Here is a 21141-nt window from a genome sequence, read left to right on the forward strand (position 1 = left end):
ATGGTTTACACTTCATCCCGTTCTCATTCATCTTTACAGCAACACCCTTTTAAGCCTCTCTGGACTTCTTTTAAAAGGTGATTTATTTTTTTGTTGCAGTATCTTATTTTTCAAAAATATCTCCGGATATTTTTTCCCGGTCCGGAAGAATCAAGTTAAGAAGGATTCCGACGATGGCTGAAAGTGCCATTCCGGAAAGCGAAACCGTTTCAGATAGTTGTACGAACGCTCCTCCGATTCCTAACACGAGGATGACTGAAGCTATCATCAGGTTTCTTTTCTTGTCAAAATCGACCTTGTTATCAATCAGCATCCTTAATCCGCTTGATGCGATGATACCGAAGAGCAAGATGGAAATGCCGCCCATCACCGCGCTGGGTATCGAGCTGATCACTGCTGAAATCTTACCGTTAAAGCCAAAGATGATTGCAGTTAATGCCGCACCGCCGATGATATACACACTATACGCTTTTGTCATCGTCAGGACCCCGATATTTTCACCATATGATGTCAGCGGCGGACCACCGATGAAAGAACCAATCATGATTCCTGCTCCATCTCCTAAAATCGAGCGATGCAAACCGGGCTTTTCCAAAAAGTTTCTGCCAACTACTTTGCTCAGTACCATTTGGTGACCAATATGTTCTGATAAAGTTACGATGGCGACGGGTACCATGATGGCAATGACCTCCCATGAGAAGGTCGGTGTATAGGTTACATATGGCAACATGAAGTCAGGCATTTCCCACCATTGCGCTGACTTGATCGGTTCATAATCTATTATTCCTGCAACAGCCGAACAGGCGTAGCCCACGATGATTCCCATTAAAATCGGGATCAAGTTTATGAATCCTTTAAAGAATACGTTACAGATGATGGTTACCGCTAAAGTGATCAGCGCTATAACTATATAGGTGACGCTGTATTTATCTTGTGGATCATACATTGCCATGTCCACGGCCGTTCCAGCAAGGCTTAATCCGATTACGATGATGACCGGGCCCACCACAACCGGTGGAAGTATATTCATTAACCAGCGCAATCCGACTTTTTGGATAATCAATGCTACTATCCCATATATGAACCCTGCTGCAAAACAGCCGATCATGGCTGCCTCCGGACCGCCTAATGCCTTTGCCGCGATGATTGGCGTAATGAAAGCGAAGGATGACCCGAGATAAGCTGGTATCTGACCCTTGGTTATCAATAAGTATGAAAGTGTGCCCAATCCGCTTGAAACCAGTGCTACCGCTGGGCTTAACCCTACCAAGAACGGCACCAGCACCGTTGCACCGAACATGGCGAACAAATGCTGGATGCTTAACGTTATCCACTGGCCAGCCTTTGGAACGTCTTCAACATCCAATACGATATCCCTTTTTGTTTCTTCCATTTCCGTATCCCCCTCATGAAAATCCCATCAAAACTGCAAAAACCCTCTTTGCATTATACAAAGAGGGTTTCTCAGAAGGCGAATGCCTATGCATAGGCATAGCTCTCCCGATTGACTCCCCTTTGCCAGCCTCTCTGGACTGTCTTTAAAAGGGTAATATGAAATTTTCATGTTGTTTAGTTTTCTAATATAGTAACTTGATCTACTTCATCTACTTCTGTTAACGCTACTGTAATTTTTTCAGATTGGGAAGTCGGAACGTTTTTGCCGACGAAATCCGCGCGAATAGGCAATTCCCTATGTCCCCTATCCACTAATACGGCAAGCTGGATTTGCGAAGGTCTTCCCAAATCCACCAAAGCATCCATTGCCGCTCTAACGGTTCTGCCTGTGAAAAGAACATCATCCACTAAAATCACTTTCTTGTCGGTGATATTGACCGGAATGTCTGATCCTTTTACGATGGGTTCCCCATCATTAGTCTTTTTCGAAAGGTCATCGCGATAAAGTGTAATATCCAGTTCACCCAGCTCTATTTCCTTGCCTTCTATTTGATTGATGCGCTTTGCAAGTCGGTCAGCGAGGAAAATCCCGCGTGTACGTATCCCGATTAAGACGCAATCTTCTATACCCTTATTTTTCTCAATAATTTCATGGGCAATTCTCGTCAAGGCTCTGCTAATGGCCTTCTCATCAAGTACTATGGCTTTCTCATTCAACACGTCGGCCACCCCGATTCCATTTTTCTGATAGGTCAATTTCAACAAAAAATCCTCATGCCAAGAAGGCATGAGGATTTTATCGCCATGGGCATAATTATCCCATTTTGCGTATCCGTTTCCTTCTCAGTCTCTCTGAACTGTGTTAAAGGTTCTTATTAAGTTGTTATTATAATATATCAGAAAAACGAATTTGTCAATCCTTACTTCTACGCAATTGATTAATTAGATTTTCAAACTCTTCCGGAATCGGAGCTTCGAATTCCATATACTCATTTGTACGAGGATGAATGAAACCCAAAAGACCTGCGTGCAATGCTTGTCCATCTAATTTCAGGGTCTTTTTCGGACCATATTTCGGATCACCTGCTAGCGGGAAGCCAATGTATTTCATGTGAACACGGATTTGATGTGTCCTTCCTGTTTCAAGCTGGCATTCAACTAAAGTAAAATCCTTGAAGCGTTCGATGACCCGGAAATGCGTGACAGCATTTTTGGCATTCGAATCTGTGACAGTCATGCTTTGGCGATCTTTTTTATCGCGGCCGATCGGTGCATCGATCGTTCCGAAGTCATGAGGGATCACACCATGAACTACAGCTTGATACTTACGGGTAACCGTTTTGTCAACAAGCTGCTGTACCAGTTTTTCATGTGCCATATCATTTTTGGCAACCATCAATAGACCTGATGTATCTTTATCGATTCGATGAACGATTCCAGGCCGCATGACACCGTTAATTCCAGAAAGGTCCTTGCAGTGAGCCATCAATCCATTTACAAGCGTGCCAGATACATGTCCAGGTGCCGGATGGACGACCATACCGCTCGGTTTATTAACCACAAGTACATCTGCATCCTCATAATAGATATCCAAATCCATTTCCTCTGCTACCGCATCCAATTCCTCAAGATCAGGAATCGTCACTTCGATTGTATCGCCAGGAACAGCTTTGTAATTCGTCTTTATCGCCGTGCCATTTACCAAAACATGATCATCCTTAATCCATTGCTGGACCTGAGTACGTGACCATTCCTCATTCAAAGTGGAAAGAGCCTTATCAATCCTAACTCCTTTTAGCGTTTCATCGATGCTGTATAACCTTTTATCCATTATCTTTCTCCTTAGCGTTTTTTTCTTCTAAAAACATATGAATCACGAGCAGTCCGACACCAATTGATAGCGCAGCATCAGCAACATTAAATACCGGGAAACTGTAGCTGAAAATATAGGTATGAACGAAATCCACCACTTCCTGACGAACAACACGATCGATGAAATTACCAATCGCACCGCCTAGCATGAGAGCAAGTGCAGCTCCAAGCAAAACGCTTTCCTTCGCCATTTTCTGAATATAATAGACAAGTCCAATAATGACAGCGATGGTGATGATGTAGAAAAACCACATTTGACCTTGCAGAATTCCCCATGCTGCCCCACGATTACGATGCGAGGTGATATATAGAAGGTTTTCAATAATTTCAATGCTTTCTCCGTACTCCATTTTTTTCACAATCATCCATTTTGTCAGCTGATCGAGAGCTATGACCAAAAGGGCAATCAAATAATAAAACACATTTTTTCCCCCAAACTAATCAAATCTTCACTTTTGAATTGTAGCATAAACTAGAAATAATGACTAATCCAAAAAGCAGAATCTGCTGTCGGTACCTGAAGAATATAGGGGAGATTGGATAAAGACAATTCCCTATGGAGGTTTTACGCAAAAAAGCCGGCCCTTCATAAAGGGACCGGCTTTCCTTTTTTGAATTATTGATTCACGTAATGCTCTTTCACGACTGTAGCGCAACGCGGGCAAAGTGTCGGATGTTCTTCCACTTGACCTACTTCCTTCGAAACATTCCAGCAACGTTCACACGTTTCACCTTCTGCTTTTGTAACAAGGATCGCTATATCCTCAAGCTTAACCGCCTCTGCCGGGGCACTTGCCACATCACCAGCGATTTCGAATTCGGATACGATGAATAGCTGTTCAAAGCTTTCCTTGATGCTATCAAGCAGGTTTTTCGTTTCTTCATTAACATAGACCATCACTTTAGCGTTCAGTGATTTTCCGATGACCTTTTGGTTACGGGCTTCTTCTAATGCTTTAAGTACATTATCACGGACATCCATGAACGCCGTCCATTTTTCCTCAATGACTTCAGCATCATCAATGGAAATTTCTTCAGGCATCAATGTCAACTGTACACTTTCTTCCGTTACACCCGGAATGAACGCCCATACTTCATCAGCTGTATGAGAAAGGATCGGTGACACCAATTTCGTTAAGCTGACCAATGATTCGTAAAGGACCGTTTGAATGGCCAAACGCTCTTTACCATTTGGTGCTTCACAATAAAGAATGTCTTTTGCATAATCGAGGTAGAACGAACTTAAATCCTGTGTACAGAAATTATTGACCATATTATAAATTGTAGCAAACTCATAATTTTCATAACTTAACTTCGACTGTTTGATCAGTTTATTCAATTTAACCAGCATGTATCGATCAACTTCAGGCAATTCTTGAACTGCCACTTTATCGGTTTTTGGATTGAATCCATCCAAGTTCCCTAACAGGAAGCGGAAGGTATTACGGATCTTACGGTAAACTTCCGAAACTTGTTTTAAAATAGGATCCGAAACCCTGACATCCGATTGGTAATCCACCGAAGCTACCCAAAGTCGCAAGATATCTGCTCCAAGTTGGTTCATGACCTTGGATGGCAACACAACGTTCCCAATTGACTTACTCATTTTACGGCCTTCGCCATCCAATGCGAACCCGTGGCTCAGTACACCTTTATATGGCGCTTTGCCTGTAACTGCAACACTAGTTGAAAGCGATGAGTTAAACCAGCCGCGATATTGATCGGACCCTTCTAAATAAAGGTCAGCAGGCCGTTGCAAGTCGTCTCTTTCTTCAAGTACAGCTTGATGGGAAGAACCGGAATCGAACCATACGTCCATGATATCCGTTTCTTTCGTGAAGATCCCATTCGGGCTGCCTTCATGTGTATAGCCTTCAGGCAGAAGATCTTTCGCTTCACGCTCAAACCAGATGTTTGAACCGTGTTCGCGGAATAGATTTGAAATATGGTTGATTGTTTCATCCGTAATGATCGGCTCGCCATTTTCTGCATAAAACACCGGAATTGGCACGCCCCAAGCGCGTTGGCGGGAAATACACCAATCCCCGCGGTCACGGACCATATTGAATAGGCGCGTTTCGCCCCAAGCTGGTACCCATTTGGTTTCTTCAATCGCTTCCAGAAGCTCACTGCGGAAGTCTTTGATTGAAGCGAACCATTGTGCGGTTGCACGGAAGATCGTCGGCTTCTTCGTCCGCCAGTCATGTGGGTAAGAGTGCGTAATGAACGTCAAGTTCAATAACGCGCCTGCTTCAGTTAATTTTTCGGTAATAGGTTTATTCGCTTGATCATAAAATAATCCGGCAAATTCCCCTGCCTCTTCCGTCATGACTCCTTTTTCATCTACAGGGCAAAGTACGTCCAATCCATATTTTTGCCCAATGATAAAGTCATCTTCACCATGGCCAGGAGCAGTATGAACACAGCCCGTTCCAGCTTCAGTCGTTACGTGCTCACCTAACATCACTAAAGATTCGCGGTCATAAAGAGGATGTTTGGCAACAGCACGGTCCAACTCACTACCTTTCACCGTTTTTTCGATAGAAGGGTTTTCCCAGCCTAATGTTTCCGTTACCGATTCAAGCAGTGCCTCAGCAAGTAAGAATTTTTCATTTTCGACAGCCACTACTACGTAATTTAATTGCGGATGCAATGAGATACCAAGATTGGCAGGAATCGTCCATGGAGTTGTCGTCCAGATTATGATTTTGACGCCTTCATCGATTACGCCTTTGCCATCTGTGACTTCAAAAGCAACATAGATCGACGCAGAGCGTTTGTCTTGATATTCAATTTCAGCCTCGGCTAGCGCTGATTCACTTGATGGGGACCAGTAAACAGGTTTTTTGCCTTTATAAATGTAGCCTTTTTTCGCCATTTCACCGAATACTTTAATTTGCTGTGCTTCATATTCAGGCTTTAATGTGATATAAGGATTTTCCCAATCACCACGGACCCCTATTCTCTTAAACTGCTCACGTTGATTGTCAATCTGACCATAAGCATACTCTTCACAAAGCTTTCTGAATTCAGCAACGCTCATTTCTTTCCTTTTCACGCCTTTTTTCGTCAATGCCGTTTCGATTGGAAGCCCATGTGTATCCCAGCCAGGTACATACGGTGCTTGAAAACCGCTCATCGATTTAAATCGGACAATGAAATCCTTTAAAACCTTATTCATTGCATGGCCCATATGGATATCGCCGTTGGCATATGGAGGTCCATCATGCAAAATGAATAAAGGACGTCCTTCCGTTTGTTCTTGCACTTTTTTATAGATGTTCATTTCTTTCCATTTTTCTTGGATTTCCGGTTCACGTTTCGGTAAATTCCCCCGCATTGGAAATTCAGTTTTAGGCATCAATAAGGTATCTTTGTATTCCATCATAAAATCCTCCATCCGTCTTTTAAAAAAATTCATTCGAACCGATGACTTGATATCCGGCCAAAATAAAAAGCCCTCTCATCCCTAAAAAAGGGACGAGAAAGCTTTGCTTCCCGCGGTACCACCCTGGCTAGAAGGATCCACACAGTGAATCCAACCTCTCGAGCATTCGTAACGTGAATGAAACGCCTCATTTACTTACTGCATAAGCAGGTTCAACTCAGAACTCAAGGGTGATCTTCAATATCTTCGCTTATTCCGGGCTTTCACCATCCCCGGTTCGCTAAAAATAAGTGTGTGAAGAATTTACTTTCCCTGTCATCGTCTAATTTCATAATGAATAGTATTGTTAAAAAATTATATGCGAAAAAAGTGTTCAAAGTCAAGGAATCGTTTAAATTTCCTCTTCCACTCTCTCATTTAGTTCTATTTCAGTCGCATCCACTTCATAATCCAGAAGATGATCCCAATCATCATTGTCCAGCAAATCCAGCTGTGCACCGACAAGCATTTTGAAACGCGTCCGGAATACTTTGGATTGCTTTTTCAAATCCTCAATGTCCATCGCTATTTTCCTTGCTTTCACAAGTGACTCATTGACGATCCTGTCAGCATTTTTCTCTGCTTCCTTTATGATCAGTTTCGCTTCTTTTTGGGCATTGCGCCTTAATTCTTCGGCTGCTTCCTGAGCGACAATAATCGACTTGTTAAGTGTACCCTCAATTGTCGTAAAATGTCCCAAACGGTCAAAAGTCTCGTTCAGTTTATCTTCAAGTTCTTTCTTCTCCCTCAAAATCAGTTCATAATCTTTAATGACCTGGTCGAGAAATTCATTTACTTCATCTTCATCATACCCTCGAAATACTTTGTTAAATTCCTTGTTATGTATATCTATCGGGGTTAAGGGCATTACGGCACCTCCAGAACGGTTTCTACTCTAGTATGTTAAAACTCTATATTCGACAATAAATTTATAAATCCTGCTTTTTATTGAATTATTTTTGTCTGCCTAACGAGATTCTCCACTTATCCTTCTTGGTTTTCCCATCGATTGAAGCTATTTTACATCTGCCAAAACCTCTAATGGAAAGTGTATCACCTTCACGGCATTCTTCCGAGACGTTTTCCGTTTGCTTGAAATTCACCTTTACTTTTCCTGACGTTATCAAGGCCTGCGTTTTTTGACGGGACATATTCAGGACGGACGATAGCACACTGTCAAGCCTAAGGGAACTGACTGTGGTTACTTGCTCTTCCCATTTTTCCTTAACTTGGACGATATTCTCGATCGGAAGCCGTTTGATGGAAACGGAAGCGTTACCTATTTTCTCCAGATTTCCTGTGAGATATGAATCCATCTCTTCGGCAGCTATAAATTGAATTTGCTCTTCCGTCACTATTATATCACCAAATTTTTCACGTTTTACCCCCAGTGACATCAAGGTTCCAAGTATTTGCCTATGTTCAAGCGTAACAAACTTTTTTGGATAGGAGATATCGTATAAGGAGATGTTGAAATCCGATGGTTCAGGAGAGTAATAATCAGGGTAGATGAGCACACGTTTTCGCTCTACGAAATCGCTCCCGCCATTAAATCGCAGCTTCACATCCGGGTCATTCCCAATTAAGGAAGTAAGGATTTCCTGCTGACGCGGATCTAGAAAATCCGATAGTTTCGGAGCGTAGGAATTTTTAACCTGATCAATCCAATTCATAGCCTGGTCAATAAAATCTTTTTCCTCCGGCCTGAAATGCTGATAAATACTCATGATTGAATAAATGCTCCTTAGTTTATCAAATGAATGGTCGATCATAAGGAATGAATTAAACTCATTCTGCGTTGCTACTACACAGCGGAGAATCTTCCGGCTGTGTAGTAAGATGCATGTAGGTTAACTGTTGATCATCCTATCAAAGTCTGTAAGTAATAGATTCCGTAACCGCTGGCAAAATTAAGAACCAGCAAGGCCACAAGAGGTGAAAGATCGATCATGCCAAGCGGCGGAATGAACTTTCTGAACGGTTCTAAATACGGTTCGCAAATCTTTTCCAGAAATTGACCAATCGATGTCTCCCTTGCATTGGGGAACCATGACATCAATATGTAAACGATTAATGCCATTGAATAAATTTCAATTAAATAATATAAACCCTGAAGCACTAAACCCATTAACCATTACCACCTCGCTTCTTCGTACTCCTCATCGGCGGCGAAGCCGGTAATATTACCGGAAACATCGACGTTGTCCGGGGTACATAAGAATATATCTGTTCCAATTTTTTGGATATCCCCGCTGATTGCATAGACAGTCCCACTTAGAAAATCGATGATTCGCTTTCCTTGGTCATGCTGGATTCGTTGAAGGTTCACGACTACAGCGCGCCTGTTTTTTAAATGGTCAGCTACCTCCTGGGCTTCTGCATAAGCACGAGGCTCCAATAATACTACTTTAGAAGATTTCTGTACGCTTTGCAAACTTACGATATTCTGATTTGTATTATTCCCTGCAGAAGCTGACTGCTGCTGTTTAGCTGACTTCACGACTTTTGGTTCAGCCTCCTCTTCCTCCATCACTTCATCCCTGTACTCATACTCATCATCCAGCGCGAAATAAGATTTAAATTTTGATACGAACGACATCTATAGCGTACCTCCTTAAAATTATTCGCCTACAAGTGCTGTACCAATCCTGATCATTGTTGCGCCTTCCTCAATGGCAATCATGAAATCATTGGACATACCCATGGACAATTCAGTGCAGGGGGCATGCTTCAACCCTGAATTTTGTATTTCAACCTGGATGCCCTTCAGTTTCCGGAAGCATTCCCGCAAAACCTGTTCATCATCGGTCAATGGAGCCATCGTCATCAATCCTGCAACATTCACCTTATCAAAATCGGATAACCCTTTTATGAAATCCATTGTCGCGTCAGGATCCAGACCATGTTTTGATTCCTCACCAGATACATTCACCTGCACTAAACAGTTTATCGGCTCTTTTGCGCGCTTTTGAATTTCTTCTGCCAAAGAAATGCGATCCAATGAATGGATATACGAAATTTTATCGATGACATTCTTGACTTTGCGTGTTTGCATGGAACCAATATAATGCCAGGTGGGCTTGTCCTTGAGCACTTCATATTTAGACAAAAGCCCTTCGTCACGGTTTTCACCCAAATCGAGTATTCCCGCTTCCAAAGCTTCATTCGCTCTCTCGACCGAAACATATTTCGTTACTGCGATCAACTTTATCGCTTCACGATCCCTACCACTATTTTCACATGCTCTATTTATTTTTTCTTCGATGTTTTTTAAATTGTCCACTACTTTCACTATTACTCTAAATCCTCCTTCCAACCGATAAAGCTCATCAATCTGCCTGTCTTCCCGTTATCACGGCGATGTGAAAAAAACAATTCATGATCACAGCTTGTACAGTATGATGAAATGTCGATCTGACTTTTTGGAATTCCTGATTTTTGAAGAATCAATGCATTAAGTTGCTTAAGGTCCAACTGATATTGTCCTTCACTGATTAAATTATAGGGCTTTTCGTCAATATCTACCAGCAAATTCTGCACTAAATCCATGACATAATCATCAACTACATAGCACTTCGAACAAATCGACGGTCCAATAACAGCAAATATCTCACTTGCTTTTATACCCTCACTCAGCCAAGCCTCAACCATTTTTCGTGCAATTCCATTAACGGTACCCTTCCATCCAGCATGTGCCACCCCAATCATGCCATGTGCCGGAGCAAGAAAGAATAAGGGCACGCAGTCTGCATAGCAAAGGGTCAATAGAGCGTTTTGGTCCTTCGTATAGAATCCGTCCGTTGCTTTAAAGGCCGAATCATAATCCGTAGCACCTCTCCCGCCATCACGGCTGGTAACTTGATGGATTTTCGTTTCATGTGTCTGCTCGGCGCCTATCCATTCATTAAGCGGAAACATCAGCTTATCGGCTATAATCCTGCGGTTTCCCTGGACATCTTCAAGTTTATCACCGACATGAAAACCTGTATTCAATGTTTGAAAATCATCTGTACTGACTCCCCCATTTTTTGTGGTGAAGCCCGCTACGAGCTGGAGATTTGTTTGTCTCCAGCTGTCAATGAGCATATATTGGTCTTTTATTAAAACAAATGGCTCTTTCATGCTATAAACCTCTTTATTTTTAGTCTAGTGTATCATATATTTACGCCATTGCACCTTAAAACCGTTCATCTTTCAGTTCTGCTTGAAATACCGTCTGATGTTCAACAAGTATGACATCTGCACCGATTTTTTTTATTTTGCGCCACGGAATCACAATATCCTGATCCCTTCCAAAAAAACCCATTAATCTGGTTCCATTCGAAACGACGATGGCCTCTATTTTCCCCGTGGCCGTATTGATTTCAAGATCTGACATATTACCTAATTTCTTACCATCCGCTATATTGACGATATCTTTAATTTGAAATTCGGAAATCCTGGTCACATCACTCAGCTCCTCAAAATTTCATCATGGATGAAGGTCCTATTCCTATGTATATGACATGATGCGCTCAAGGATGAAGAATACGATAAATAAACGTCCATTCTACTCACGGATGGCTTTTCTACAAAATAAAAAAGCCGCTATGGGATAAGTAGCTGCTAAGCGGATATCGACATTTTTGCCCTACCCGCTTCAGCTAACTACTTCTCATGCTCAGCTTCTACTGTTGGATATTTTTATTCATTTGCTTGATTGCCGCTTTTTCCAATCGGGAGACCTGTGCTTGTGAAATGCCGATTTCCTCGGCTACCTCCATTTGCGTCTTCCCTTGGAAAAACCGTTTCCGAAGGATCATTTTTTCCCGGTCATTCAACCGTCTCATGCCTTCATTTATAGCTATTTCATCAATCCAGGTACTATCTTTATTTTTTTCATCACTCAGTTGGTCGAGTACATAAATCGGATCCCCGCCATCATTATAAATCGGTTCAAAAAGTGAAACTGGATCTTGTATAGCATCTAATGCAAAAACAATTTCTTCATGAGGTACTTCCAACACCTTGGCGATTTCTTCAGCTGTCGGCTCACGAAGGGTCTGGCTTATGAGCTTCTCTTTTACCTGCAAAGCTTTATAAGCGATGTCTCTTAAAGAACGGGATACCCGAATTGGATTATTGTCACGAAGATATCTTCTGATTTCTCCAATAATCATCGGTACAGCATACGTTGAAAACTTAACATTTTGACCTAGGTCAAAGTTATCTATCGACTTCATCAACCCTATACAGCCTACCTGAAATAGATCATCTACATACTCTCCCCGATTGTTGAAGCGTTGAATGACGCTTAGAACGAGTCGAAGATTCCCGTTTACCAGTTTTTCTCTTGCTGAAATATCGCCATCTTGCAGTTCTTTAAAGAGTTTTCTCATTTCTTCATTCTTTAAAACCGGTAATTTTGATGTATCCACACCGCAGATTTCAACCTTATTACGAGACAAAATTATTCCCTCCTCACAGGAGCGCTGTACAAAAAACAGTATCTCCGCGGGAGGAAAAAATATGCACATGGCTAGATCAGAAATTCCCCATTATTTATCAATATAGCTACCAAAGTATTGATTTGATTGACATTTAAGCACATTATTTTTTTACACCATTTTATTAAATTCTTTACGAAGCCTCTTAATAATTCTTTTTTCCAAACGCGAAATATAAGATTGGGAAATCCCCAGCATGTCGGCAACGTCCTTTTGGGTTTTTTCTTCTCCGCCTGCAAGTCCAAAACGGAGTTCCATAATCTGTTTTTCACGTTCGGATAACTGTGTAAGAGCTTTTGTCAGCAGCTTACGGTCAACGTTTGCCTCAAGATCTTTCGTGATAATGTCATCGTCCGTTCCAAGTACATCGGATAAAAGAAGTTCATTTCCATCCCAATCAATATTCAGAGGTTCATCAAAAGAAACTTCAGAACGGATTTTGTTATTTCTGCGTAAATACATTAATATTTCATTCTCGATGCATCTCGAAGCATATGTAGCCAGTTTTATTTTCTTCTCAGGATTGAATGTATTCACAGCTTTGATTAAACCTATGGTGCCAATGCTGATTAAATCTTCAATATTGATGCCGGTATTTTCGAATTTCCTGGCAATATATACCACCAGCCTTAAATTACGTTCAATCAAGATCGAGCGTGCAGCTTCATCGCCATTGGGTAATTTATTGATCAGTATTGCCTCTTCTTCCTTTGAAAGGGGAGGCGGCAGTGCCTCACTCCCTCCTATATAAAATATTTCGTCCGTTTTCAATCCGAGCTTGAACAATAGTTTGTACCAAAAATAAGTGAGCCGAAGAATGAATTTCTTCAAAATAATTCTCCCTTCTAATAAACGGATTATGGGTCAAATTTAAGAGTGAATCGATGGTTCAGGAGGCATTTTGCACCGGTATCCCGGTTAACATTTTCGGGTGAACGATAGATTGATAGCTATTGTCGGGAGAGAGTTGCTGAAAGGTAAACGAAACGAGACCCTGCTTGACGTGAAATTCTTTTTCTCCTTGTACGATTTTGATGTAATCCGGTTTGATTGCGGTTAACAGCTGATGTTCATGACCCACGACTTTATAAGGGATGACACGCATTCTTCCTGTCCATGAATATTCTGGCTGCTCTTCCTGACTGATCAGGTTATCAGGGTTTTTAAAAAGCTCCAGCATATCGTCCGGAATTCCTGCTTCCCCGCCTGAGAGAGAGATGATCATTACTGGGGAACGTGTAATCGGGTCATATAGTTGATTGCCGCTATCCACCAATCCATGAAATTTCCCTTCGAAGTCAGAAATTTTAACCGAAACCGAAACCATTTGTTCATGTGTAAGTTTTGTCATCTCCATTCCTTCAAGTGTCCGCTTGGAAAATTGCCATGCGAGCGGGAATCCGATCATTACGAATATCCAGCTGACAGGGTCCCCAAAACGGTTGATTCCTGCATATTGACCAGGGTCCTTGGACACGATTTGGAATTCAAATAGGTAATGTAGTCCCAGAAGAATTCCTCCCGATAAAAACGTCACGAAATATAAAGTGGCCACCGATTTCATGAAAAGTTTTAACCTATTAAACCCAAAGGTTGCCAGCACCATGACCAGGGATACTAAAATCTTCATGTACACTCGGTCGGCAATTGCATAAAAAGGAGTGAATGCCAATACGATAATGAAGGAACCAATCAGCCCGCCGATGCATACCCGCCAAAGAGCTACCCTTCGTTTGAGAATGATTGCGGTCCAATATAAAAGGAGGCAGTCAAATAACCAATTCAACAACCAGATCACATCTAAATATAAAGTCAAACACCCTCCCCCCTTTTTATGAACTAACCTTCCACTAGCAAAAAGTATAGCGTACCTGCCCTTAGAAAGTGTGTCACTTTTTGTACTGAAAACTTAAGAGTTTTTCAGTCATTTTTACCCTTTTTGTAGAAAAACAGCTATTGATATTTTCCATACTGTCTTAGAGACTATCCTGCTCCCTTTTACTTCTGTCGATTTATGTTATATAAGTTTACTAATTTATCGCACTCATCTTATTGAATTCCTTCTGCCAAGGCGATCCGTCAGATACCGCTGAGGGACATGCAGGCAAGAACAAAGATACGATTATGCAGATTACATTCTGCTCTTCGGTCAGAGTGATAAAGCTGAAGAATGCCCCATTATGATTGGAGACTACTGCTTTTAAGGAATCCATTTATTAACGACAAAAACCGTCCCCAAATGGGGACGGCATGTGACGTCGATATTAACGGCGTCTATTACGGTTACGGAGGAATGTTGGAATATCCAAGGCCTCATCACCTTGATTGGCATTACGTGCAGGCTGTTCATTGACTTCTTCCCTCTTCACTTCCCGCTTCACGTTTGGCTGCGGCGTTTGTTGTGTCTGAGGTCTTGATTGCTGCTGTTGTCCGAGTGTTGGACGTCCAGTAGGCCGTATTGAGGCTTCAACCTCGTTAAAGCCTGTTGCAATTACCGTAACGACGATTTCATCTTTTAAGTTTTCATTGATAACCGAACCAAAAATCATGTTTACGTCTTGATCGGATGCAGTAGCCACGATATCGGCCGCTTCCTGGACTTCAAAAAGACTTAAGTTCGTACCACCGGTAATATTCATCAGTACGCCTTGTGCACCATCAATCGATGTTTCAAGCAACGGACTGGAAATGGCTTTTTTCGCCGCTTCCGCCGCACGGTTTTCTCCTGAGGAGATCCCGATTCCCATAAGTGCGGAACCTTTGTTGGACATGATGGTCTTCACATCGGCAAAGTCCAAGTTAATCAGTCCTGGAACAGCAATTAGATCTGAAATCCCTTGTACACCTTGACGAAGCACATTATCGGCTTCACGGAATGCTTCAAGCATTGGCGTGCTTTTATCGACGATTTCAAGGAGGCGGTCGTTCGGAATGACGATCAGTGTGTCAACCGATTCCTTCATGGATGAGATGCCGCCTTGTGCCTGTGTTGCACGTTTTCGGCCTTCGAAGGTAAATGGACGCGTAACTACACCCACTGTAAGTGCTCCTAGATCTTTAGCAATGCCAGCTATGACAGGAGCAGCCCCCGTTCCCGTACCGCCGCCCATTCCAGCCGTTACGAAAACCATATCGGCACCTTTAAGCGCTTCTTCGATCTGCTCTTTGCTTTCTTCTGCAGCTTTTTTTCCTACCTCGGGATTGGCACCTGCACCCAAACCGCGTGTAAGCTTTCCACCGATCTGCATTTTGATTTCTGCTTTTGATAGATTAAGAGCCTGTGCATCCGTATTGACCGAAATAAACTCAACACCCTGTACACCATGCTCGATCATTCTGTTTACCGCATTGTTTCCGCCGCCGCCAACACCTATTACTTTTATCGTTGCTAATTGTTCTAGATTAGAATCAAACTCCAACATGACAATCCTCCTATTTTGACGAAATTCCCGATTCTTAATGATTGTTATTCAAAAAAGTAACCTAGGATTTTTTTGAATTTAGATTCACCTTTTTCACCTTGTTTTTTAGCCGTGTTCTCTTTGTTTTTCTGAGAAACCTTCTGGCTGCGCTGGTCGTTATCTTCTTGTGCTTGTCCAGCTGCTACAGGAGTTTTATTAGCGGTGTTTTTTTGCATTCTCTCTTTCTTGCATGCGTGTTTAATCAAACCAACAGCTGTCGTGTATTGTGGTTCCCTGACACCGATGTAATTCGGTTCAGCTGTCCTTACGCGGTTTTGGAACACATATTGAGCAAGCTCCAGGACTCCCGGCATCTTGACGACGCCCCCGGTTAACACGAAACCACCCGGTATATCCTGGAAGCCAAGTCTCCTCAAATCATCTTGAATCAACTCGAATATTTCGGTCACCCGCGCTTCAATGATATCCGAAAGCATTAACTGGTTGCAGGTTTGCTGCTGATCGCTGCCGATGATCGGTATTTGGAATACTTCATCTTCGGACGCGTCATCATAAAAGGCATGTCCATGCTTCACTTTTATTTTCTCAGCTTCTTCCATCGTTGTCCTTAGAACGATGGAAAGATCCTTCGTAAGTGTCTCCCCGCCTATAGGTATCACAGACGTATATTGTAGAAAGCCTTGTTCGAAAATTGCCAGAGTCGTGGAACCTCCGCCAATATCGACAAGTGCCACACCAAGTTCTTTTTCATCCTTGGATAATACAAGGGAACCTGCGGCCAAGGGCTGAAGGGCGATATCGGTTATTTCTAACCCTGCCCGTTCCACACAGCGCAGCGTATTATGTAAAATTGTCCGAAGACCTGTGATTAATATCCCTCTCATTTCCAACCGGACACCTATCATGCCCCTTGGATCACTGATTTCGTCAAGTTCATCAACTTTGTAATGGATCGGCACCACGTCGATGATTTCCCTGTCGGATGGTATCGTTATTAACTCCGCTGCTTCCCTGACACGGAAAACGTCATGCTCGGTAATCTCTTTATTGTCACTGGATACCGCTACTACCCCATGACACGGCTGAAGCGTCACATGATTTCCGCTTATGCCGACGATTACCTTTTTTATCTCCATCCCTATCATCCGTTCTGCTTGCTCTATAGCCTTTTGAATGGATTGGACGGTTTCATCTATGCCGACGATCGAACCCTTTTTGAGCCCCTCTGATTTAACATTTCCCACGCCGATTATATTTAATGTGTCATTGACCATTTCCCCAATGATAACTTTTACACTGGATGTACCGATGTCAAGACTTACGTATATTTCGTTGCTGTTCATTCCATGGCACCTCCTTCAGTTTTATACATGTATTAGTAGAATAGCATTTTTATATCGAAGACTTATACATTATAGAATAACAGAACTGATTGCAACAACTCGCGAATTTTTTCATAATAAACGGTTCAATTTGTATTTCCCGAACAAAACTCGTAGATTTCTCTCTTTATGGTGCTTATCGTTCGCTTCTTTAACGGGACTGATATCCTTAATAAACTACATACTGCCATAAACTATTCGTCAATTAAGACTTAATTCCCTTTAAAATTATCGATTTTTTTTCTGCTTTTTCCGGGAAATAGACCATTTTTCAATCAGGATCCTTCTAATCAGGGCTATATTTTGAAACAGCCTTACGCCGAAAACAAAGATTGCGGCTAAATATAAGTCTACACCAAGATGTACACCTAGAAAAGCCAAACCTGCGGCTAAAACTATATTAAAGAAGAATCCTGTTACAAATACTACTTCATCATAAAGGTTTTGCAGATGAGCCCGTATGCCTCCAAATAAGGTATCAAAAGCAGCAAGCACGGCAATGGAGAGATAATTTGAATATTCGTGGGGAATATCAAAATCCACCAAAAAACCAAGCGTGATTCCAATCAATAGCCCGAAAACCGGAAGCCACATTACGATTCCCCCCCATCCATAATGGGTTCCATGTGTTCTACATCAATAGCATTTTGGTAGGCCGGCAATGTCAACTCACCGGAAGGCACCTTAATCCGCACTTCAAAATTATCAATAAAGAAATCATCCATAAGTTCGGAACCTTCTATGCGCTGCTTCAGTTTCTTTGGATTGACGGTTATTGCCTGCAGTTCGACCGGGTAATGAACAAGAGGATATCCGTCCATTTTCGGCTGCCCATTAATATCACGAATAACCGATGTTGATATATACCTTTGTCCTGAAATGGAAATTTCGTCAGCGCCATACCTATACATTTCATTTATGAGCCGAATGATCAATACAGGTGAAATATACTCGACCTTCTCACCAAGAATGATATCCGCTTTGATAGGCTGTATGGAAACGATGACCCCATTACCTTTTATTTCAGTCAAACCTGCGTCAGTCTTTAATTCGGTCAGGGTGTCACGCAATACTTCTTCTTTACTCTCATTTTTCTTTGTTTCATAGGATGCTATTTTCCCCTCAAGCTTACTGATACCCTCTAATAACTTCGCCTGGGTCTGTTGTTCTTTCAATAAATCATTTTTCAGCTCCCACATATCCCTTGTATCGGATACGACAGGCTGATTCACCAAATTGAATTGAATAGCGAGCATGAAGCCAGCAATCAACGTAACCAAACTAAAAGAAAGCTTTTTATTCATTTCCAGTTTCTCACCAATCTTTCATCGAACCCGGCGGTCTGATCACCCTCCAATAATTGGATCAAAAATGATTGTCTTTTGCTTTTCCACTGTAAAGATAATATTCTCATTAACCAGCTGTTCCTTGATGCCACCGGGCAGGTCTAGTGAAGCAGCCAGGACATCCGGATCCCCAATCGCAGAAATGATGAAGGGAGCAGGATGCTGATGGCCATCTATTGTAATTACAGGCCCATTACAGATTATGTATGAATCATGTTTTAACCTTTGACCGTTAATCGCAACAGCCTCTGCACCTGATATGTATAGTTCATTGACGACCTTGAAGACATGCTGTTCATGAACGAGGTAGTTATTTACATTGGCTTCCGACTCCATATCTGTACCATCTTCAAGCGTCACCTGAAGGCCTGAGCCTTTCACCTTCACTTTTCCGAGAAACATCCGGTATTTTTCCGTATCTCTTGCCAAATTGAAAAAAAGCTGTTTTTCCTGCGCTAGGTCCTTTTCTATTTGGGACACATTTTCCTGCTTCTGAAGGAGTTCCTTCTGAAGTTCCCGGCTTTGTTTCTCTTGTTCGATCAGCTGCTGCCTGAGCTCAAATTCCTGGTCCCAGGCTTTGTCCTTCCCTGCACCTTCACCATCTTTGGTCAGATTGTAAGAAAAGGCAATCATGAATCCGAGAACCACGCAAACCAGGGGTAAAACCACCCGTTTGCCATTAATTTTCCTCATTGGTGTCTTCCTTTTGTTCAGCGTCTTCATATGCTTTAAAATAAGAACCCACTTCCAGATCGATGACTCCCTTTACCTCTGGATCCAACTGGCTGACTATCGATGGGTAGTGAATCATTTTCTCGTATAAAGTACGGCTTGTCGCACTTACTTCAAACCCATCGTTCATAAACATGACGATATGGTATTCATCGGTTTTGGTTGGAGCGTAATGAATTTCTGAAATGGCATTCTGAATCTCGACAGGAAGCTTGTCCAGTTCTTCTAAAAGCAACTTTAAAGCTTTACCCTCTTTGAAACCAATTAAAACAGGGGCAAATACTGGAATTTCGCCTGTTGCTAGCTCCTCTAAAACGGACCCGTTTTCCAAAATGGGTGCAAACTTCCCGTTATTGGACAGATATGCCATCCTGTTATTTTCCGAAACCGTAATTTTAATGGAATTGGGAAATACCGGAGTCACCTTAACGCTTTTTATTTCTTGATTTTTTTTGATATTGGCTGCTGCTGCCCCTGTATCAACCTTCCAGATGCTTCGATCCTTCTTCACCTTACTCAATTTAATGATCTGTTTGGAAGTAATATAACGATTCCCCTCTACCTGCACGGATTTCACATAGCTCAACGGGGATAGGAAATATAGCACACAAGCAACCAGAATGAAGAAAAGGGAAAGCAAAAGAACAAGCCGCCTGTTTGCTTTGCTTTTTCTTAATTGTTTTAATTTCGGGATGCGGTCCTCAATGGAAACGATTTTCCCCTTTTCCATCCCCTTCACCTCTTCCTGAAAAAATGGATGGTTCTTGAAAGTGTGAAATCAAGACAAACTCAATATTTGGTTTTTTACAAACTTTAAAAGGTAACACATTATATCACAATATTTGGATATAATGAATCCATTATTTTCTGCCGATAATTTCCACTTCTGTTTCCATTTCAATTTCAAATTTATCGTACACAGTATCCTTTACATGCTGTATCAAGGCTTGAACATCCGCTGCACTTCCATTACCTGTGTTGACGATAAAGTTCCCGTGCATCGGTGAAATCTGTGCTCCGCCAATAGAATGTCCCTTCAGGCCTGCATTCTCAACCAATTTACCCGCATGATGTGGAAGTGGATTCCTAAATATGCTCCCGGCACATGGAAGATTATACGGCTGGGTATCTTTACGGTAATTCTTGTTATTCTGCATTCTTTCTACGATTTCGGTTTTATCGCCCTCTGTCAATTGAAAAATTACTTCCAGTACGATACCCGGTTTTTTCTTCTGAAGCAGAGAAGTTCGATAAGAAAACTCCATTTCTTCCTTCGAAAGCCAAGCTAAAGTTCCATCTTCGAAAAGAACATGTGCCTCCTTGAGAATTTCACTCATATCGGAACCGTGTGCACCAGCGTTCATATAGACAGCTCCGCCCACGGAACCAGGAATCCCACTGGCAAATTCCAATCCTGCATACCCTTTTTTACTGATTTGCACGGATAGGCTGACAAGTGATACCCCAGCTCCTGCTTTTATCTCCGTCCCATTTATCTCGAGATGATCAAGTCCTTTACCCAATTTAAGAACGGCACCTTCAATTCCGCCGTCACTGACAAGTAGGTTCGAGCCCCTGCCGATCACCCTCCATGGCAGCCCATGATCTTTAATGACCTGCATCGTTTTTTCTATATTTTCAATGGATGACGGCACGATGAATAAATCAGCCGGCCCCCCAATTTTCATAGTTGTATGATTCGCAAGCGGTTCCTGTTCAAGAACTTTGCCAATTTTCATTTCAGTTAATTGCTTTATCACATTATCCATGATAAACCTCCTTGTTGTTCCAAAAATTCCAAGTTATAAATTTTCATTTCCTCTTCCATGAGGTCCCTTATATTACAAGATTAATAACGCATTTTAGCAGAAAAATGAACAGAAGCAAGCCCCAGTACGGCCTAACCCTCTTATACTATAGTCTAAACAAAGCCGTATTGCCAATATTTATTGTGGATTCCCCAACATTCATACATGGTAATATTTAAGCGACATTTCATTTATTTCTAAATTTCTGCAAGGCATCCTCCAAAATCGTTTTCCTGTAAGGGTTTTTAACATAGAAAAGGGATGCCCTGCG

General features: G+C 42.0%; 22 protein-coding genes. All 22 read right to left on the reverse strand.

Annotated elements, in window-relative coordinates; genetic code table 11:
• Nucleotides 1-103 precede the first annotated feature (103 nt).
• The gene (locus ACFVS1_RS13725; protein WP_101224597.1) at nucleotides 104-1393 is read right to left on the reverse strand and encodes a solute carrier family 23 protein; all 1290 of its coding nucleotides are present in this window, start codon (nucleotides 1391-1393) and stop codon (nucleotides 104-106) included.
• Nucleotides 1394-1569: 176 nt separating this feature from the next.
• Nucleotides 1570-2112, reverse strand: coding sequence for a bifunctional pyr operon transcriptional regulator/uracil phosphoribosyltransferase PyrR (pyrR, locus tag ACFVS1_RS13730; protein WP_352922619.1), 543 nt, complete (start codon nucleotides 2110-2112; stop codon nucleotides 1570-1572).
• Nucleotides 2113-2308: 196 nt separating this feature from the next.
• Nucleotides 2309-3226, reverse strand: a complete 918-nt coding sequence (locus tag ACFVS1_RS13735) for an RluA family pseudouridine synthase (protein WP_214750815.1) — start codon at nucleotides 3224-3226, stop codon at nucleotides 2309-2311.
• The gene (gene lspA / locus ACFVS1_RS13740; protein WP_101224594.1) at nucleotides 3219-3689 is read right to left on the reverse strand and encodes a signal peptidase II; all 471 of its coding nucleotides are present in this window, start codon (nucleotides 3687-3689) and stop codon (nucleotides 3219-3221) included. Before lspA ends, ACFVS1_RS13735 begins: the two co-directional genes overlap by 8 nt.
• Before the next feature lie 194 nt (nucleotides 3690-3883).
• The gene (gene ileS, locus ACFVS1_RS13745; RefSeq protein WP_352921547.1) at nucleotides 3884-6652 is read right to left on the reverse strand and encodes an isoleucine--tRNA ligase; all 2769 of its coding nucleotides are present in this window, start codon (nucleotides 6650-6652) and stop codon (nucleotides 3884-3886) included.
• A 394-nt stretch (nucleotides 6653-7046) separates the two neighbouring features.
• Nucleotides 7047-7562 carry a DivIVA domain-containing protein gene (locus ACFVS1_RS13750; RefSeq protein WP_034313857.1) on the reverse strand — a complete coding sequence of 172 codons (516 nt, stop codon included), beginning with the start codon at nucleotides 7560-7562 and terminating at the stop codon, nucleotides 7047-7049.
• A gap of 85 nt (nucleotides 7563-7647) precedes the next feature.
• Complete coding sequence (locus ACFVS1_RS13755) at nucleotides 7648-8421, reverse strand: YlmH family RNA-binding protein (protein ID WP_352921549.1); 774 nt, start codon at nucleotides 8419-8421, stop codon at nucleotides 7648-7650.
• A 134-nt stretch (nucleotides 8422-8555) separates the two neighbouring features.
• On the reverse strand, nucleotides 8556-8822 hold the full coding sequence (locus ACFVS1_RS13760) for a YggT family protein (protein WP_034313862.1): 267 nt from the start codon (nucleotides 8820-8822) through the stop codon (nucleotides 8556-8558).
• A gap of 6 nt (nucleotides 8823-8828) precedes the next feature.
• Nucleotides 8829-9293 carry a cell division protein SepF gene (locus tag ACFVS1_RS13765; protein ID WP_352921551.1) on the reverse strand — a complete coding sequence of 155 codons (465 nt, stop codon included), beginning with the start codon at nucleotides 9291-9293 and terminating at the stop codon, nucleotides 8829-8831.
• A gap of 21 nt (nucleotides 9294-9314) precedes the next feature.
• Nucleotides 9315-9986 (reverse strand): YggS family pyridoxal phosphate-dependent enzyme, encoded by a 672-nt coding sequence (locus ACFVS1_RS13770; protein WP_352921553.1) that lies wholly within the window; start codon nucleotides 9984-9986, stop codon nucleotides 9315-9317.
• Nucleotides 9987-9988: 2 nt separating this feature from the next.
• Complete coding sequence (gene pgeF / locus ACFVS1_RS13775) at nucleotides 9989-10816, reverse strand: peptidoglycan editing factor PgeF (protein WP_387548119.1); 828 nt, start codon at nucleotides 10814-10816, stop codon at nucleotides 9989-9991.
• A 55-nt stretch (nucleotides 10817-10871) separates the two neighbouring features.
• Nucleotides 10872-11141 (reverse strand): YlmC/YmxH family sporulation protein, encoded by a 270-nt coding sequence (locus ACFVS1_RS13780; protein ID WP_101224588.1) that lies wholly within the window; start codon nucleotides 11139-11141, stop codon nucleotides 10872-10874.
• Between the two features lie 220 nt (nucleotides 11142-11361).
• On the reverse strand, nucleotides 11362-12141 hold the full coding sequence (gene sigG / locus ACFVS1_RS13785; RefSeq protein ID WP_034313871.1) for an RNA polymerase sporulation sigma factor SigG: 780 nt from the start codon (nucleotides 12139-12141) through the stop codon (nucleotides 11362-11364).
• A gap of 150 nt (nucleotides 12142-12291) precedes the next feature.
• A complete protein-coding gene (sigE, locus tag ACFVS1_RS13790) occupies nucleotides 12292-13011 on the reverse strand; it encodes an RNA polymerase sporulation sigma factor SigE (protein WP_034313874.1) in 720 nt (239 codons plus the stop codon).
• A gap of 58 nt (nucleotides 13012-13069) precedes the next feature.
• Nucleotides 13070-13996 carry a sigma-E processing peptidase SpoIIGA gene (gene spoIIGA, locus ACFVS1_RS13795; RefSeq protein ID WP_101224587.1) on the reverse strand — a complete coding sequence of 309 codons (927 nt, stop codon included), beginning with the start codon at nucleotides 13994-13996 and terminating at the stop codon, nucleotides 13070-13072.
• Nucleotides 13997-14444: 448 nt separating this feature from the next.
• On the reverse strand, nucleotides 14445-15602 hold the full coding sequence (ftsZ, locus tag ACFVS1_RS13800; RefSeq protein WP_098371076.1) for a cell division protein FtsZ: 1158 nt from the start codon (nucleotides 15600-15602) through the stop codon (nucleotides 14445-14447).
• 44 nt (nucleotides 15603-15646) lie between these two features.
• Nucleotides 15647-16945, reverse strand: coding sequence for a cell division protein FtsA (gene ftsA, locus ACFVS1_RS13805; protein WP_241594359.1), 1299 nt, complete (start codon nucleotides 16943-16945; stop codon nucleotides 15647-15649).
• A gap of 267 nt (nucleotides 16946-17212) precedes the next feature.
• Complete coding sequence (locus tag ACFVS1_RS13810; protein ID WP_137018793.1) at nucleotides 17213-17578, reverse strand: small basic family protein; 366 nt, start codon at nucleotides 17576-17578, stop codon at nucleotides 17213-17215.
• Entirely contained in the window at nucleotides 17578-18288 is a 711-nt protein-coding gene (locus tag ACFVS1_RS13815) for a DUF881 domain-containing protein (RefSeq protein WP_387548126.1), read from the reverse strand. The genes ACFVS1_RS13810 and ACFVS1_RS13815 overlap by 1 nt, the downstream gene beginning before the upstream one ends.
• Before the next feature lie 42 nt (nucleotides 18289-18330).
• Entirely contained in the window at nucleotides 18331-19023 is a 693-nt protein-coding gene (locus ACFVS1_RS13820; RefSeq protein ID WP_387548129.1) for a DUF881 domain-containing protein, read from the reverse strand.
• Nucleotides 19010-19792 carry a cell division protein FtsQ/DivIB gene (locus ACFVS1_RS13825; protein WP_352921563.1) on the reverse strand — a complete coding sequence of 261 codons (783 nt, stop codon included), beginning with the start codon at nucleotides 19790-19792 and terminating at the stop codon, nucleotides 19010-19012. Before ACFVS1_RS13825 ends, ACFVS1_RS13820 begins: the two co-directional genes overlap by 14 nt.
• A 130-nt stretch (nucleotides 19793-19922) precedes the next feature.
• Complete coding sequence (gene murB / locus ACFVS1_RS13830) at nucleotides 19923-20831, reverse strand: UDP-N-acetylmuramate dehydrogenase (RefSeq protein WP_387548133.1); 909 nt, start codon at nucleotides 20829-20831, stop codon at nucleotides 19923-19925.
• Between the last annotated feature and the right edge of the window lie 310 nt (nucleotides 20832-21141).

This window comes from Peribacillus sp. NPDC058075, from assembly GCF_042885195.1.
GTDB lineage: Bacteria > Bacillota > Bacilli > Bacillales > DSM-1321 > Peribacillus.